The organism is Flavobacterium sp., from assembly GCF_039916025.1.
In the GTDB taxonomy this organism is placed as follows: domain Bacteria; phylum Bacteroidota; class Bacteroidia; order Flavobacteriales; family Flavobacteriaceae; genus Flavobacterium.
Genome location: NZ_JBDSMB010000126.1, coordinates 26,184 through 44,567, shown reverse-complemented (window position 1 = coordinate 44,567; position 18,384 = coordinate 26,184). Strand labels below are relative to the sequence as shown.

Here is an 18,384-nt window from a genome sequence, read left to right as displayed (position 1 = left end):
CTAAAGAATGTTGGTCGATTTCATCTAAACGCACCATTTCATTGTTGACCAAAATACGTGCAAAACCCTGTTGCAATAATACTTTTAGCTTATCTTCCAATTGTCTTCCCTGCTCCAGATGAATAGGGGAAAGGAGTAGCCATTTGCTGTCTAATGCAAAAGTTTTCACTTTAGCGATTACATCAGTAACCGTATCTTTTTTTACTTCATTTCCTGAAACTGGCGAAAAGGTTTTACCAATTCGGGCAAAAAGCAATTTTAGATAATCATATATTTCGGTAGAAGTTCCAACGGTAGAACGTGCATTGGTTGTATTTACTTTTTGTTCGATAGCAATCGCAGGAGCAATTCCTTTAATGTATTCTACTTTTGGTTTGTCCAAACGACCTAAAAACTGTCGCGCATAGGAAGATAAACTTTCCACATAGCGGCGTTGCCCTTCAGCGTAAAGTGTATCAAAAGCCAAACTCGATTTCCCGGAACCAGAAAGTCCGGTAATGACAACCAATTGGTTACGCGGAATTACAACATCCAAATTCTTTAAATTGTGGATTTGTGCACCCTTAATCAGGATATTTTTTTTGGGTTCTAGTGTAGCAATTTCGGTACTTTTCATAGTAAAAAAGGAATGTTTGCAAAGTTAATCATTTGCAATAGGATTTGGTAATAAAGTTATCTCTGAGTTTATACAAAAGCACTCATAACTTAGATTTTAATATCACAATAAAATGGTTTTATTTTTGATAATTTTTCTTTTTTATTGTTAATTTTTTTAAATATTCTAATTTCAATATGTTTTAGATTTCATTTTATTCTTATTCACCCCAACATTAGTACAACATTATATTTTTTTGTCTAATCTTTTGCTTTTTTTGTCTTGATTTTAAAACCTTAATAGGGATTAATTAGTCTTGTTATCTCAATTAATTTAGGAAAATTTGAAGTTGTATGGTTTTTTACATAGTTAAACAAAACATCATTAGATAGGGTCGTCAGTTAACTTTGATTTAAACTTTTAAATCAAACAATATGAAAAAAATTACTCTTTTAATTTTCCTAATGACTATTTCATTCGGATATGCACAAACACTCCCCGGAACTTGGAAAATGAGTCCACAAGCTGCTGCATTTGCTGTTGGGCCGACGCAAGGAAATGGATCATATTATGCCAATAGTGTTGCTGATATTACCACCAGAGCCTGCTTTTTTGATGATGACTATGTATTTAATGCTGATGGAACATTCAGTAACGTTTTAGGAACTCAAACCTGGATTGAAGGTTGGCAGGGCGGAGGAGACGCATGTGGAACTCCGGTTGCGCCACACAATGGAACAAATCCGGCAACATGGAATTATAACGCTAGTGCTAATACGTTAACTTTAACTGGTGTTGGTGCTTATTTGGGACTTCCAAAAGCTTATAATGGAGGTGAACTTTCCAATCCGGCAGCTGCTCCGGCTTCTATTACTTATACAGTTACGTCATTTACCACTAATTTATTGACATTAGACATTCAGGTTGGTGTTGGTTTATGGTGGCGTTTTATATTAGCAAAACAAGGAGTTACTCCAACTTGTAATGATGGTATTCAAAATGGAAGCGAAACTGGAATTGATTGTGGCGGTACTTGCGCTAATCCTTGTTTAACTCAAATAAATTTGCCAGTTACTTTTGAAGGCAATACTGTTAATTATGCCGTTACAGATTTTGGAGGTTCAACACTTTCTACTAAAGTTGTTGACCCAACAGATTCAGCAAATACCGTTATGAGAACTGTTAAGCCAACTAATGCACCATTATGGGCAGGTACTACTATTAGTACTTCCTCTGGATTTAGTTCGGCGATTCCTTTTACAGCTTCCAACAGAAAAATGTATGTTCGTGTATGGTCTCCGGATGCAGGTATTCCGGTGCTTTTAAAAGTAGAAGACCCTTTAGATCCGACTCATTCTTGTGAAACTTTAACGAATACTACTGTTGCTAATGGATGGCAAACAATGGAATTTAATTTTGATGTTGAAAGGCCAGGTACTGCCGCATTCAACGCTACATTCACATTCAAAATGGCTTCAATATTTTTTAATTTCGGCACTGATGGAGCAACTGCAGGTGAAAAAACTTATTATTTTGATAATGTAAGTTATGGTACACCATTACTTGGAGCTAACAATTTTAATGCAGTACAATTTACTTTGTATCCAAATCCTGCTAGCCAAAATTTGAATGTTTCAGGTTCTGCAATAATTAATGAAGTTGAAATTTATAATCAGTTAGGTCAGTTGGTATCAAAACAGAATCATGATTCAAATAATATCAGCATAGACATAAGTAATTTATCCAAAGGAGTTTATATTCTTTCATTGCAAACTGAAAATGAATTAATAAAAAAACAGTTTATTAAAGAGTAAGTTTAGTTTATTAGTTTTGAAAAGCACGGAAGTTATTTCGTGCTTTTCTTTTTTTAAATTATAGCAATTAAATCATAATACTATTTTATGAATTCGTAATATTGTATTGTATGACAGCTAAAATAACAATGTTAAAAAAATATACAATAGGAACCATTGCGTTTTTATTTACTGCTTTTCTTTCAGCACAAGAATTACCACCGATAGTAAAATATGGCTCAACAGTTTATGGTGCAGGAAATCAGAACTGGATGATTTCTCAGGACAACAATCAATTTGTTTATTTTGCCAATAATGAAGGTTTACTCGAGTTTAATGGCTCGAATTGGAATTTGTATCCATCGCCGAATGAAACCATTATTCGTTCTGTCAGAGTTGTTGGCGAAAGGATTTACACAGGTTGTTATATGGAATTTGGTTTTTGGAAAAGAGAAACCAATGGCGCTTTAAAATATACTTCGCTTAGCCAAAAAATAAAAAACAAACTTATTGAAGATGAGCATTTTTGGAATATTATCAATATGGATCAATGGGTATTGTTTCAATCGTTTAATCGCATTTATGTCTATAATTCCAAAGACGACACTTTCCAGTTCATAGATAAACATCCTTATATTTTCCGATGTTATAAAGTAAATAATTCGATTTATTTTCAGGCAGTCGGAGAAGGTTTGTATGAAGTCATTAACGGTAAAAGCGTTTTAGTCACTGATGATGACCGAATTAAGACTAACCGTATCGTTGAGATTTTTAAACAAAAAGATGGCTTATTGTTGCAGACAGAACGAGCCGGAGCTTTTAAACTGGAAGATAAAAAAATAACACCATTCTTATTTGAATCGCAAACTGAGTTACAGCCGAATTCTATTTTTTGTGCCAAAATGTTATCTGATGGAGGATTTGCTTTGGGAACTATTTCCAACGGAATTTACATCCTGGACAAACAGGGAAAAATAAAATATCATATTACGCAAAATAGTGGTTTGAGTAACAATACTATTTTGTCAATAAATGAGGATGCTGATAATAATTTATGGCTGGGATTAGACAACGGTATTGATTGCGTCAATCTTCAGTCTCCAATTAAGAGTTATAAAGATGATTCAGGTTTTTTGGGAACAGTGTATGCTTCAATTAAATTCCAGGATCGGATTTATATTGGAACCAATCAGGGTTTGTTTTATAAAAGTGCTTTAAACAATGAGGGTTTTCACTTTATTAATGGAACTAAAGGCCAAGTTTGGGCGCTTTTTGAATATGATAATCAATTGTTTTGTGGTCATGATTTAGGAACTTTTTTGGTTGGAGTCAATGGTGCTCATTTGATTTGCAGGCAAACTGGAACGTGGAAGTTTAATTTGGTTCCGAACCATCCAAATTTGATACTTCAGGGAAATTATAATGGATTATCTGTCTTAGAAAAAAAAGATGGAAACTGGGTTTTCAGAGATAAATTAGCAGGTTTCGATATCTCGTCACGCTATTTTGAAATTACCAACAAGAACGAAATTTACATCGGACATGAATACAAAGGTATTATCAAGGTATTAGTAAATGAAGATTATACCAAAGCCAATAAGTTCAGCATACTTTCTTCGCCACACAAAGGAAAGCATATAAGCCTCGCTAAATATAACGGAACTATTTACTTTGCCGGTAGAGAAGGGATTTTTAAATTGAATGCTAAAACCGGAACTTTTGATAAAGACAATAGTTTAAGCGATGTTTTTAAAAACGATGAATACATCTCGGGGAAACTAAACGTTGACAGGTCTAATAAAATGTGGCTTTTTACCAGGAATTACATTTACTATTTCACTTCCGGGAATTTTGACAAAGGCTTGAAGAAACAAAAAATTTCAATTCCTTTTTCTATAACTAATCCTATGATAGGATACGAAAACATCACTCAAATATCTGACAGTGAATATTTAGTTGGAAAAACAGATGGCTATTTTATCATTAATCTGAGCGATTTTAAAGTCAAAAGCCACAATATTATACTGACGAGCGTAAGTGTAAACAAGTTGAGTAAACCAATAGTAAATCTGTCAATTACACAAGCTGGTGAATTGCAGCACGATGAAAATAATTTGATTTTTAATTATACAGTTCCACAATACAACAGATTTATAGATGTAGAATATCAGTACATGCTCGAAGGACAGCAAAATCAGTGGAGTGAATGGAGCGCCAGGTCAAGTATAAACTTTAAGAATTTAGAGCCGGGAGAATATACATTTAAAGTAAGAGCTAAAATTGCCAATTCATCTCCGGAGAATACAGTTGAATATAAGTTTGTGATCAAAAAACCCTGGTATGCTACTAATTTAGCTTGGTTTATTTATATTTTACTTTTTATAGCTTTGGCTTATTATATTAATAAAGCGTATCAGGATTACTATCACAAGCAAAAAGAAAAACTGATAGAAGAGAACAACCTCTTATTGGAAATTGCTGCTTTAGAGAACGAGCAACAGTTAATGAAACTAAGAAATGAGCAGCTTTCAATTGATATGGATGCCAAAAACAGAGAATTAGCTGTTTCTACCATGAGTTTGATTAAGAAAAATGAATTGTTGGCTATTATCAAAGAAGATTTGAAAAAATCATCGGATGAAAATAGCGGAAGAAATATAAAATCGGTAATCTCAACCATTAGCCGAAATATTACTGAAGATGATTCATGGAATGTTTTCAAAGAAGCTTTTGATAATGCAGATAAAGATTTCCTCAAAAAGATAAAAACCGCTCATCCAGGTTTAACACCAAGCGATTTGAAACTTTGTGCGTATTTACGTCTGAATTTAACCTCAAAAGAGATCGCGCCTATGCTCAATATCTCGTTGCGAAGTGTAGAGATAAAACGCTATCGTTTGCGTAAAAAATTGAATTTAATGCACGATGATGGCTTGGTAAATTATATTTTAAGTATATAACTATACAATAACATAGTCAAACACTACAACAATACCTTAACAACAACCTTTTCGTTGGTCATATTTTATCATTTTAGGAACTATTTTTTGTATAGTTCCTTTTTTGTTTAACCATACTGAATCAATGGTTTTGTTAAATTCTTATTTATTTTAGTGTAAATTTTCATTATGTATATTTTTTGTTGTGGTTAATAATCGATTCTGTATTTTTTAAATAAATAATTTAACAACTTCTTAACAAGACAATAATATGTCTTAAAAAATTAACTAAAACCAATAATATTAAACGCTTATGAATGTAAAGCTATTCTCTGAAAGAATTAGGAAAAATCTTTTCCTCTTTTCTATGTTTTTTGTCTTTATTGTATCAGCCCAAGCTCAAACTAAGGTAACAGGAGTTGTTTCTTCTGGAAGTCTGCCGCTGCCAGGAGCCACTGTTACAGCTAAAGGGACATCTGTTCAAACTTCAACGGATATTGATGGAAAATTTACCTTAACCGTTCCATCAGGTGTTGCAAAATTAGTTGTGTCCTATATAGGATATACTTCTAAAGAAGTTACGGTTACCAGTGACGCAATGCAAATCGAACTTGTTGAAGAAAGTAACAAGTTAGACGAAGTTGTTATTAACGTAGGTTACGGAACACAAAAGAAAAGCCTTGTAACTGGCGCCATTTCAAAAGTTACAGCCAAAGACCTTGAAAAAATACCAAATGGAGGAGTGGAGCAATCATTACAAGGTAGAGTTGCCGGAGTGACAATAGCTATGAATTCAGGTCAGCCTGGAGCCAGATCTACAGTTCGTATTAGAGGTACAACTACTTTGAATGGTGGAAATGAACCACTTTGGGTAGTAGATGGAATTGTGGTTGACAGTGGTGCTCTAGGCGCTATTAATCAATCAGATATTGAGTCTATTGAAGTATTGAAAGACGCCGCTTCTGCAGCTATTTATGGAACAAAAGCAGCCTCTGGAGTAATTTTAATTACAACTAAAGGAGGCAAAACAGGGAAATTAACTGTTAACTATAATGGATATACTGGATCATCTTCACCGGAAAGAACTTTAAAATTATTAAACGCTACTCAATATGGTGCCATAATGAATGAGCGTTATGTAAATGGTGGCGGGCAACCGGCAAATTTGCCTTATCCAAATTTAAGTGTTTTGGGAAAAGGGACAGATTGGCAAAAAGCTATTTTTAATGATAATGCAAGAAGATTTTCTCATGCAGTAAGTATCAGCGGAGGAAATGAGATATCAAACTTCTATTTATCTTTTGGAAGTCAGGAACAGGAAGGTATTGTGCTCCCTCAAATTTCTAGTTATGAAAAGAAAAATATCCGATTAAATAGTAATCACAAAGTTAAAGATTGGCTTACTATCGGACAAACCATCGGGTATACTCATCAAAAAAGTGTAGGTATTGGAAATACTAATAGTGAATATGGCGGACCTTTAAGTTCAGCTATAAATTTAGATCCAACAACTCCTTTGGTAGAAACAGATCCGATTTTAGCTAATGGTTTAGCTTATAGCAACCCATATGTTATCAGAGATCTTACTGGTAATCCTTATGGGATATCAAGCGTAGTGGGACAAGAAATGACAAATCCATTGGCGTATGCTCAAACAAGAATGGGACAATACAATTGGTCAGATGATTTTATTGGAAATGCTTATGCTGAAATCAGACCAATAAAAGGGTTGAAAATTAAATCTACTTTAGGAGCTAAACTTGCATTCTGGGGAGGTGAAGGTTTTACTCCACAGTATTATCTAAGCCCAACGGTTAATAATACGGTGCTTAATAATATTTCCAGAATAGAAAGTAAAGCACTTAACTGGAATTTTGAAAATACGGCAACCTATGAAAAAAGTATAAATAATCACAATTTTACATTTTTAATAGGACAAGGAGCTTACAAGGTAAATCAATTTTATACAGAAACGAGTGTTACACATTTCGGCCTGGCTACCAATGATTATCAGGAAGCATCTTTTAATTCTCCGGTAACTCTGGCAAATCAAATAGGACGTGGCCATGACTTCCCTTCAAGAGTTACTAATTCGATATTTGCACGTATAACTTATGATTACAATGAGAAATACCTATTTAGCGGACTTATAAGAAGAGACGGATCTTCTCAATTTGGAGCTAATTATCCTTACGGAAATTTCCCTTCAGTTTCATTCGGATGGGTAATGACAAAAGAAGATTTTTGGAAGCAAAATAATATTTTAAATACTTTCAAATTGCGTCTTAGTTATGGTGTTACCGGAAATGATGCGATTGACAGCTTTAAATACGAAACCCTTATTGATGGAGGAAGAAATTATAGTTTTGGGAATAGCGGAGTTGTTACTCAAGGCTCAAGTCCGACCGGAATTTCAAATCCTGATTTAAAATGGGAACAGACTACGCAAACCAATATTGGATTTGATTCCAGATTATTTAATGATTTCACCTTTACTTTCGATTGGTATAATAAGAAAAGTACAGGCATCTTAAGAGACAATCCTATTCCGGGTTACGTAGGGTCTGAAGCAGCTCCAACAGCAAATATTGCTGATATGAATAATTCAGGGTTAGAATTTGAACTTGGATATAAAAAGAAAATTAATGATTTTAATATTTCTGCTTCTGCTACTTTTGCGACCTTAAAAAATGAAGTGACTGATCTTGGTGTTAATGTTGATCATTATTCAGGTGTTGGTTTTCAATCAATGGGAGCTGTTACCAGAACTCAGGTTGGACAAGCTTATAATTCATTTTATGGCTATCAAACTGCAGGAATTTTCCAAAACCAAGCCGAAGTCAATGCTTATACTAATACATCAGGCGGATTAATTCAGCCTAATGCTGTTCCCGGAGATTTCAGATGGAGAGACAATAATGGCGACGGTACAATTACAGAAGATGACAAAGCATTTTTAGGTAATGGACTGCCAAAAGTAACTTTTGGGTTTACTTTTAATATAGATTACAAACAATTTGATATGATGGTTTTTGCTCAGGGAGCAGCCGGAAATAAAATTTTTCAAGGATTACGTCGTCTAGATGTTGAAAATGCGAATTATTCAACAGAAGCATTAAGCAGATGGACTGGTGAAGGGACTTCCAATTCATTTCCTCGCTTAACAACATCTGATACAAATGGGAACTTTACCAATATGTCCGATTTTTATTTAGAAGATGGAGATTATCTTAGACTTAAAGTTGTTCAGTTTGGTTACTCTTTACCTACCAAAGTGATTAATAAAATAAGCCTTCAAAAAGTACGTTTCTATGTTACTGCAGAAAACTTATTGACATTAACTAAATACACTGGTTACGATCCTGAAATAGGTGGTGGTGATGGTTTTGGAGTAGACAGAGGCTATTATCCACAAGCACGTTCATTCTTGTTTGGAGCTAACATACAATTCTAAATTATAAAAAAACATGAAAAAAAATATTAAAAATTTGACGATAATACTGCTGACAACTCTGATGCTGACTTCTTGCAGTACCGATTTTTTAGAAGTAAATCCAGATGGATTAGTTGTAGAAGATAATTATTATAGAACTGAAGCTGAAGTTTTTAGTGGTTTAGTTTCTGTATATGATTTAATGCGAAAAAACTCAGGAGGATTTGAAAACATGATTACGATGTTTAATGCGGGTTCCGATGATCATTTTGCAGGAGGCGGTACCTCTTCAGATGGTGCTGGTATTCAGTCATTTTCAAATTACACTATAAATACCAATACCGTTCCGGATAGTTTTTGGAGTGATTATTACAGAGGTATTTTCAGAGCTAATTTGTTGCTGTCTAAAATAGATGGTGTTCCTATGGCTGATGCAGCCAGAGCAAGATATACTGCTGAAACAAAAGTTTTAAGAGCTTATTATTATTTTAACTTAGTTAGAATGTTTAAAAATGTTCCTCTGATTCTACACCCTCTTACAGCTTCAGAATTTTACTCTGTAACTCAGGCAAGTCCGGCAGATGTCTATGCTCAGATTGAGTTAGATTTGACAGAATCAATTCCGAATTTACCATTAACAGTTAATTTAGCTACCGATGGAGGTCGTCTTACACAGGGTTCTGCTAAAGCAATACTTGGTAAGGTTTATTTATACGAAAATAAAAACGCTCAGGCAGCTGCTGAATTTCAGGATGTAAATGGCACACCGGGTGGAGTAAGCCAGTATGGTTATAGTTTACTAAGTAACTACAATGATTTATGGGTTTTCTCAAATAAATTCAATACAGAATCTATTTTAGAAGTAGCTCACTCAGCTCAGGGTTCTTATTGGGGTAATTGGGGTGGTAACTCTGATGAAGGAAATACAGTAAATCAAATGGTTGGGCCAAGAAGTTACTTGAAATTAGACAATTTTGCTCCTGATTTACCTTCAGGTTGGAGCTTTAACGTTTTCACAGAAGATTTTCACACCTTCATTCAGGGAGATCCTAGAGCCGCAGCTACAATGTTGGATGTAAAAGCTTTAAAACTAGCTGGACATGCAGATTATATTGGAGCTAATCAAGACACCGGATATTTCCTTAACAAGTTCATGCCTAAGATGTCAGATGTTTATTCGGGACCTGGTGATGCCGTTTTGAATTACAGACAAAACACCTATGCTATCCGTTTGGCTGATACTTATTTAATGGAAGCAGAAGCTTTAGGAGGCACAAGTGCCAGAGCTCAGGCATTACTTGATGCAGTCAGAGCAAGAGTTGGGTTGCCATCTGTTGCTGTTTCATTAGCGGCTATCAAAGATGAAAGAAGAAGAGAATTAGCTGGCGAAGGACACAGATGGTTCGACTTAGTTCGTTGGGGAGATGCTCCAACAAAATTAGCAAGCAGAGGCTTCATTGCCGGAAAAAATGAAGTGCTGCCAATACCATTTAGAGAATTAGATGGTACACAATTAGTCCAAAATACTGGTTATCCAAATTAAAATAAAGAAACATGAAAAAAATAATTTTAAGTCTTTCAATTCTTTCACTTATATTAGTGACAGGTTGCAGCACTCCGGATGGAATTGATTCTGATTTGTCATCAGTAGATTCAACAAATCCAGGGAATTTTAGCAAGATATTTGATGTAAGTACGGATAATTCCGGGTTGGTAAAAATCACTCCACTTGCTGAAGGTGTTACGAGATCTGTAATTGCACTAGGACAAGGGTCAGCAGATCCTGTTACTGTTTTTCCGGGTGGATTTGCATCACATAATTATCCCGAAGGAAATTACACAGTTTCCATTACATCTTACGATATTGCTGGTAACGCTACTGCAAATGAATATCCGTTGCAATTAGTATATAGAGCCCCTGAAAACATTAGTGCAACTACAAACAATTTTGCAGGAACTACATTAAATCTTAGCGCCACTGCAGATTACGCAAATGGTATGCAGGTTAAATGGGGAGATACCGGACCAGGTGAAGTTGCAACTCCAATGACTGGAACTTTAGGCGGAACTTTTACAGTTGCAGGTCATAATTATGCTCCTGGAGTTTATACTTTAACAGTTATTGCTTTAAGCGGAGGTGTTGCAACAACTACGCAAACCTATATAATTACTGTTAACGCTCCGTTTACCCTTCCTATTACTTATGAAAGCCCAATACAAAACTATGCTAACGGTGGAACTTTTGGTGGCGTAAATGTAGCAGTTGTACCTAATCCTTTTCCAGGAGGAATTAACATCAGTGCAACTGTTTGGAGATTTACCAAAACAAGCGGAGCAGAAGTATGGGGTGGTACTTATACACCTATGTCTGCACCAAATGCAGTACCAGTTAACATTGACAATGGTCATAAATTTAAAGTTATGGTGTATTCTACTGAAGTAGGTAAAATGCTTCATTTCCAACTTGAACAAGGGAGTGGTGGTTTCCCTAATACGGGAATAGATGTACCTTCAACTGTTGCTAACCAATGGGAAGAATTAGTATTTGATTTTGGTCCTCTAGGTGTACCTGCAGGAACTACTTTTGGTCAAATTGTTTTTCAATACAATCTTACAGGTGCTGGTACAGGAGAAGTTATTTATATAGATAATGTTACACAATCAAATTAAAAAACTATGAAAAATAATTTAAAATTCGCATCGATTTTCATTTTAGCTGCATCTCTTTTTATAGGATGTCAGAAAGATGATTATTCTCTAGGAGATTTGTCAGCACCTACCAATTTAACTATTGGCGCTGAAGTAGTAGGTCAGGATGCATCAAACCCTAATGGAGATGGTTCAGGAAATGTTAATGTTACTGTAGCAGCAGATAATGCGATGACATACAAAATAGGCTATAACGACATTACTGATTTAACTACACCAGTTGTATTTAGTAGCATACCAAGTGGTGTTGTTACTAAAAAATTCACTTCTGTTGGTTTGCACACTTACAGAATAACAGTTATTGCTTATGGAAGAGGTGGTAGTTCAACTACATCAACATTAGATGTTCAGGTGGTTAGTAATTTTGCTCCTACACCAGAAATTGTAACGGCTTTAACTAATGATGCTTCTAAAACATGGGTAGTGGATAAAAACACTGCAGGACACTTTGGTGTTGGGCCATGGTTGGGAGAAGTTACACCAATTTGGTATGCTGCAGCTCCAAATGAAAAGGAAGTTTGCTGCCATTGTTTTTATTCAGCAACCTTTACTTTTACTAAAGTAACAGCTTCTAATTCTTTTACACTTCAGGTCACAGCTCCTGATGGAGCTTTTACCAAAACAGGTTCTTTAGCTGGTGGACTTCCTGGAATTCCTGCTTCAGGAGATGAAGGTTGTTATAATGGCTACACCGGTGGTACTTCAGCATTTTCATTTGTTCCTTCAAGCTCTGGAGTTGCTGCTTCTGCACCTTCAACACAAACAGGTATTTTGTTAGCAGGAAATAACACCTACATTGGATATGGAGCTCAGCTAAAAGAATATGAAATCATGGTTATCACGCCAACATATATGTACTTAAGAGTACAAGGTACTGAAACGGGGAATGCATGGTATTTGAAACTGATACCAGCACCATAATTTTTTAATTAATAAGCCACGGGAATTTTTTATTAATTCCTGTGGCAAAATTATTTGCCTAACTTAACAATCACATCGTTTTGAAATACAATCATCCATTAAAAGGGCTTCGTTTTTTTTATAAGTTACTTGCTTTAGTCGTTATATTTTCTTGCTTTAATTGCAGTAGCGGTGGAAGTGGTGACGGAGGCGGAGACATTACGCCATCTAATTTAATTGTCAATCACGAAATTGTAGGTGTCAATGCTTCTAATCCAAATGGTGATGGAAGTGGAGTGGTTAATTTCAGTGTTTCTGCTGATGATGCCACTTCTTATAAAATTTTAATTGGTACCGATGTCATAAATTCAACAACCGGAATGTTTAGCTATACATTTACTCAAGGCGGAACGAATACCTACACAATTTATGTTTCGGCTTATAACGGAACTAAATTTATTTCGACCTCAAAAGTAATTACAGTTTATGTATTGCCAACATTAGCCTGGTCGGATGAATTCAATACAGATGGAGCACCGGACAGTTCCAAATGGAGTTACGAAACAGGTGCCGGAGGTTGGGGTAATAGCGAATTACAATATTATACCAGCAGACCCGAAAATGTAACTGTTCAGGGAGGATTTTTAAAAATCAACCTTTTAAAAGAAAATTACATGGGGAGTAATTATACTTCTGCCAGAATTGTAACCAAAAACAAATACACTTTGCAGTATGGAAGAGTAGACATAAGAGCTAAACTTCCTGCTGGAGGTGGTAGTTGGCCTGCGCTTTGGATGCTTGGTGCAAACGTTGACACGACTCCCTGGCCAGCCTGTGGAGAAATTGATATTATGGAACATGTAGGGAATAATCTAAACCGAATTTATGGCACGCTACATCATCCTGGACATTCAGGTGCTAATGGAGATGGCACATCAGTTTTGATATCAAACGCAACAACACAATTTCATGTTTATTCACTTGATTGGTCATCCACTACAATAAAATTTTATGTTGATAATGTGGTGTATTATACATTTAATAATGCTAGTGGATTACCATTCAACAATCCTTTTTTCTTTATTTTCAATTGTGCCATGGGCGGAAATTTTGGTGGAGCAGTTAATCCTGCTTTTACAGCTGCCACGCTTGAGGTGGATTACATTCATGTTTATCATTAATATATTTTGTTTGAGTTATTTAGTATCTCCAATAATAGCTTCTATTTTTCATACGGTAGAAGCTATGTTGGATGATTTTAAACCCTATTTTAAATACACTTGCCCCATAATACTTAAAAAATGCTAAAAAACAAAAAAATAAAAACACTGCTTTTTGCCTTATTACTAGGAATTTTATCTGGCTGTGCCCAATCTTCTGACGGCTCAAATCCAGATCCAAATCCAAACCCAACAACCAACGAAGTTGATTTCTGGTTAACCAAATCCAACGGAACCGTTAAATTAGAAAAACAAACAGCCATTTTGGCCTTTAACACTACTACCAATATATATCAAAATATAGACGTAACAGATTCACAGGCATACCAGACAATAGACGGTTTTGGTTATACCTTAACCGGAGGAAGTGCACAGGCTATCAATCAATTATCAGTATCAAAAAAACAGGAATTATTACAAGAACTTTTTGGCTCAGCAGCCAATGCAATTTCAGTTAATTATTTGAGAATTAGCATTGGTGCATCTGATTTAAACAGCACGGTTTTTTCGTATGACGATATGCCGACAGGGTTAACCGATTTAAGTTTAACTAATTTTAGTTTGACTCCTGATGCCCAATTAATTCAATTGCTCAAAGACATTTTAATTATCAATCCAAATATCAAAATTATGGCTACACCTTGGTCGCCACCAGTTTGGATGAAAGATAATAACAGCACAATAGGAGGTAGCCTGCAACCACAGTATTATGGTGTTTATGCGCAATACTTTGTGAAATACATCCAAAAAATGCAACTTGAAGGTATTCACATTGATGCCATCACACCGCAAAATGAACCTTTGAATCCGGCTAATAATCCTAGTATGTTTATGAGTGCTGTTCAACAAACAGAATTTATAAAAACTAATTTAGGACCTGCGTTTCAAACAGCTGGATTGACTACAAAAATAGTAGCTTATGATCACAATTGTGACCAGCCACAATATCCTATCACAGTTTTATCTGATGCTGCAGCCAATCCGTTTGTTGATGGTTCAGCATTCCATTTGTATGGAGGTGATATTTCTGCTATGGGTACAGTTCACAATGCTTTTCCGACCAAAAATTTATATTTCACTGAACAATATACAGCCTCAACAGGAACTTTTGATGGTGACTTAAAATGGCATGTCAAAAATGTAGTTATCGGATCAATGCGTAATTGGAGTAAAACCGCTTTAGAATGGAATTTAGCTAATGATGCCTCTTATGGTCCACATACTGATGGAGGTTGTACAACATGTAAAGGTGCAATTACGATAACTGGTAACTTTAGTTATGAAAGAAATGTGGGTTATTATATCATAGCTCATGCGTCAAAATTTGTTCCGGCTGGTTCTGTCAGAATTACTTCTTCACAAGTAGGAAGTGTATATACAGTAGCATTTAAAACACCCGCGAACAAAAAAGTGTTAATCGCTGAGAATGATGGTGCCACGCCTCAGATTTTCAATATTAAGTACAATGGCAAATGGGTTGCAGTCTCTTTAGAAGCAGGCTCAGTTGGAACATTTGTTTGGTAAAATAATTATACGAAAGATGAAAAAAATAACATTTCTTTTTTTAATAGCCTCAACAGTTGTTTACTCTCAAAAGAAAGTGCAGCTTAAACCACTGCCTTTTTCAACTAAAAATAGGGTAGTAAGTGTATATACTTCTGCGGATAGTACCAACTTGCGTTTGTCAAAAACAACCGATTTACATTTTCAGGAGTTGAAACAACCGCTTGAAACTCAAACCTGCATTTTTGTTAATCCCGATAAAAAATACCAAACATTTTTAGGTATTGGTGGCGCTATTACTGATGCGAGTGCTGAAGTTTTTGCCAAACTATCCGAAGCAAAACAAAAGGAATTTTTAAACGCATACTATTCTAAGGATAAAGGAATTGGATATACTTTATTGAGAACTAACATGAATAGCTGCGACTTCAGTTCGGACATGTACACGTATATTCAGGATGGCGATAAAGATTTAAAAACATTCAATATTGAGCACGATAAGCAATTCAGAATTCCACTAATAAAAAAAGCGATGGCTACTATTGGTAAAGATGCTACGCTTTATATCAGTCCATGGTCGCCACCGGCTTTTATGAAAGACAACAATGACAGACTTCACGGCGGAAAACTATTACCGCAATTCAGTCAATCTTGGGCAAATTACTATGTGAAATATATTAATGCATTACAGAAAGAAGGAATTCCGGTTTGGGGTTTAACGGTTCAAAACGAACCTATGGCAAAGCAAACTTGGGAATCTTGTATTTTCTCTGCTGCAGATGAAAGAGATTTTCTTAAAAATTACCTTGGGCCAACATTAAAAAAAGCGGGTTTAGGGGATAAAAAAATAACGGTTTGGGATCATAATAGAGATTTATTATTGCAACGCGCCAATACTATTTTAGAAGATTCAGAAGCCAATAAATATGTTTGGGGAATTGGTTTTCACTGGTATGAAGACTGGAGTGGAGGCGAACAAGTATATGAGAATGTTGGAAAAGTGAATGAACTTTATCCAAACAAAAAGCTGATGTTTACTGAAGGTTGTAATGATAAATTTGATGCTAAGAATCTATTGTTATGGAAAAACGGTCAGCGTTATGGAGAATCAATGATAAACGATTTCAATAATGGAACCGTTGCATGGACAGACTGGAATATTTTATTAGATCAATTTGGTGGGCCAAATCACGTTAAGAATTTCTGTTTTGCTCCAATTCACGGGGATACTTCAACAGGAGAATTGATTTACACACCGTCATATTATTTCATTGGACACTTTTCAAAATTCATTGATAAAGGTGCGAGAAGAATCAGCAGCGCCGCTAGCAGAAGCCAATTATTAACTACATCATTCATGAATGCAGATGGAAAAGTGGTAACAGTTGTTATGAATAAAAGCAATAAAAAAATCACATACAACTTATGTATCGGAACTGCCGCTACCGAAGTGACAATTTTACCAAATGCCATACAAACTTTAGTATACTAAATTAACTAACCCGTGATAAACAACATCAACATACTGATTGGAAGAAGTTTTTTTGTGCTTTTCATGTTTGCTACAATAACTTCTTCTGGTCAAGGGTTTTTACATCGTGATGGACAAAAAATTTTAGATGGCAATGGAAATAATGTCCTGTTGCGCGGTCTCGGAATTGGAGGCTTGATGGTGCAGGAAGGCTATATGCTAAAAACAGCTGATTTTGCCGGACCACAATACCAAATCAAACAAAAAATCACCGATTTAATCGGAGAAAAAAATACCACTGAATTCTATAATGTATACAAAGCAAACGGTTTAACCAAGCGCGATGTAGATTCATTGGCAGCCTGGGGATTCAATTCCATCCGTTTGCCGATGCATTACAATTTATACACTTTGTCCATTGAAAAAGAACCTGTTTTAGGTAAAAATACGTGGCTCGAAGAAGGATTCAAAATGACAGATGATTTGTTAAATTGGTGTGCTGCTAATAAAATGTATCTGATTTTAGATTTGCATGCTGCGCCTGGCGGACAAGGAAAAGATGCCAACATTTCGGATTATGATACGACTAAACCATCACTTTGGGAAAGCACAGCCAATCAGGATAAGATGGTTGCTTTTTGGAAAAAAGTAGCACTTCGTTATAAAGATAATCCCTGGATTGGCGGTTATGATGTCATCAATGAACCGAATTGGAATTTCTCAGGAACAAACCAAAATGGTTGTGATGAAACTAAAAATGAACCGCTGCGGGCTTTACAACTTCGAATTACAAAAGCCATCAGAGAAGTTGATACAAATCATTTAGTGATTATCGAAGGCAATTGCTGGGGCAATAACTACAAAGGAATGTTTCCGCTTTGGGATGATAACATTGCATTGAGTTTCCATAAATATTGGAGCAATAATGATACGGCATCCATTCAGGATATTATGAATTTGAGAAAAGAACAGAATGTTCCGATTTGGCTTGGCGAAAGCGGGGAAAATTCAAATGTATGGTTTCAGGAAGTTCTAAAATTGGTTGAATCCAACAATATCGGCTGGGCTTTTTGGCCAATGAAAAAAATCGAAAACATTGCCGGAGTAACTTCTGTAAAAGAGCCAAAAGGATATGATAAACTTTTGCAATACTGGAAAGACGGAAAAGACAAACCTTTTGTAGACGAAGCCAAAGCAATCTTAATGCAATTGGCCGAAAACTATAAAATCGAAAATGTAATCATCAAGCATGATGTTATTGATGCAATGTTCAGACAAATTAATTCAACCGAAACAAAACCATACAAGCAACATTCATTACCTGGAAAAGTATTCGCAACCGAATATGATTTGGGACCAATGAATCACGCATATGCAGATATAGATTATCAGAATCTTTGGGTTTCTTCAGGAAAACACAGCGAATGGAACAGCGGTAATCAAATGCGAAACGATGGTGTTGATATTCAGAAATGCAATGATAAAACGACCAATGGATACAATGTAAGTTACATTGAAGACGGCGAATGGTTGCAATATACTTTCAATTTAGATAAAGCAAAAACCTTTGAAGTTGCTATTCGTTATTCAAATGAAAATGCGAATGGGAAAGTTTATTTAGTTGATGAAAACGGAAATAAACTTTCCAAAGCTGTTTCACTTCCGGCTTCCGGTGGAAATGCAAAATGGGCAACATTGTCATTAGGAACTATTGCTTTAAAAAATGATATAAACAAAGTTAGAATTTACTTCGAAAAAGGAAATTTCAATCTCAACTATTTGGAGTTCAATCATCAAAACAATCAAAAATCGAGTCAGTAA

Annotated in this window: 10 protein-coding genes and 1 pseudogene; 10 read left to right on the top strand and 1 reads right to left on the bottom strand. The window is 35.4% G+C overall.

The annotated features are described in order from the left end of the window. Positions 1-616: pseudogene (locus ABIQ27_RS09190) on the bottom strand (excinuclease ABC subunit A); the annotation flags it as partial. A gap of 413 nt (positions 617-1,029) precedes the next feature. Here ABIQ27_RS09190 and ABIQ27_RS09185 point away from each other — a divergent pair. The 10 genes from ABIQ27_RS09185 (at position 1,030) to ABIQ27_RS09140 (ending at position 18,384) form a co-directional block, all read left to right on the top strand. Continuing rightward, positions 1,030-2,409: a T9SS type A sorting domain-containing protein gene (locus ABIQ27_RS09185; RefSeq protein WP_348033587.1), complete on the top strand. Its 1,380-nt coding sequence runs from the start codon at positions 1,030-1,032 to the stop codon at positions 2,407-2,409. 128 nt (positions 2,410-2,537) lie between these two features. After that, the gene (locus tag ABIQ27_RS09180) at positions 2,538-5,348 is read left to right on the top strand and encodes a triple tyrosine motif-containing protein (protein WP_348033586.1); all 2,811 of its coding nucleotides are present in this window, start codon (positions 2,538-2,540) and stop codon (positions 5,346-5,348) included. A 292-nt stretch (positions 5,349-5,640) separates the two neighbouring features. Next, a complete protein-coding gene (locus tag ABIQ27_RS09175; protein ID WP_348033585.1) occupies positions 5,641-8,781 on the top strand; it encodes a TonB-dependent receptor in 3,141 nt (1,046 codons plus the stop codon). A 13-nt stretch (positions 8,782-8,794) separates the two neighbouring features. Then, complete coding sequence (locus ABIQ27_RS09170; protein WP_348033584.1) at positions 8,795-10,303, top strand: RagB/SusD family nutrient uptake outer membrane protein; 1,509 nt, start codon at positions 8,795-8,797, stop codon at positions 10,301-10,303. Positions 10,304-10,314: 11 nt separating this feature from the next. Next, entirely contained in the window at positions 10,315-11,430 is a 1,116-nt protein-coding gene (locus ABIQ27_RS09165; protein WP_348033583.1) for a hypothetical protein, read from the top strand. 6 nt (positions 11,431-11,436) lie between these two features. Further along, positions 11,437-12,390 carry a hypothetical protein gene (locus ABIQ27_RS09160; protein ID WP_348033582.1) on the top strand — a complete coding sequence of 318 codons (954 nt, stop codon included), beginning with the start codon at positions 11,437-11,439 and terminating at the stop codon, positions 12,388-12,390. An 80-nt stretch (positions 12,391-12,470) separates the two neighbouring features. Next, positions 12,471-13,550, top strand: coding sequence for a glycoside hydrolase family 16 protein (locus tag ABIQ27_RS09155; protein ID WP_348033581.1), 1,080 nt, complete (start codon positions 12,471-12,473; stop codon positions 13,548-13,550). A gap of 120 nt (positions 13,551-13,670) precedes the next feature. After that, positions 13,671-15,113, top strand: coding sequence for a glycoside hydrolase family 30 beta sandwich domain-containing protein (locus ABIQ27_RS09150; RefSeq protein WP_348033580.1), 1,443 nt, complete (start codon positions 13,671-13,673; stop codon positions 15,111-15,113). Between the two features lie 16 nt (positions 15,114-15,129). Then, positions 15,130-16,584, top strand: coding sequence for a glycoside hydrolase family 30 protein (locus tag ABIQ27_RS09145; protein ID WP_348033579.1), 1,455 nt, complete (start codon positions 15,130-15,132; stop codon positions 16,582-16,584). A gap of 12 nt (positions 16,585-16,596) precedes the next feature. Next, positions 16,597-18,384 carry a cellulase family glycosylhydrolase gene (locus tag ABIQ27_RS09140; protein WP_348033578.1) on the top strand — a complete coding sequence of 596 codons (1,788 nt, stop codon included), beginning with the start codon at positions 16,597-16,599 and terminating at the stop codon, positions 18,382-18,384.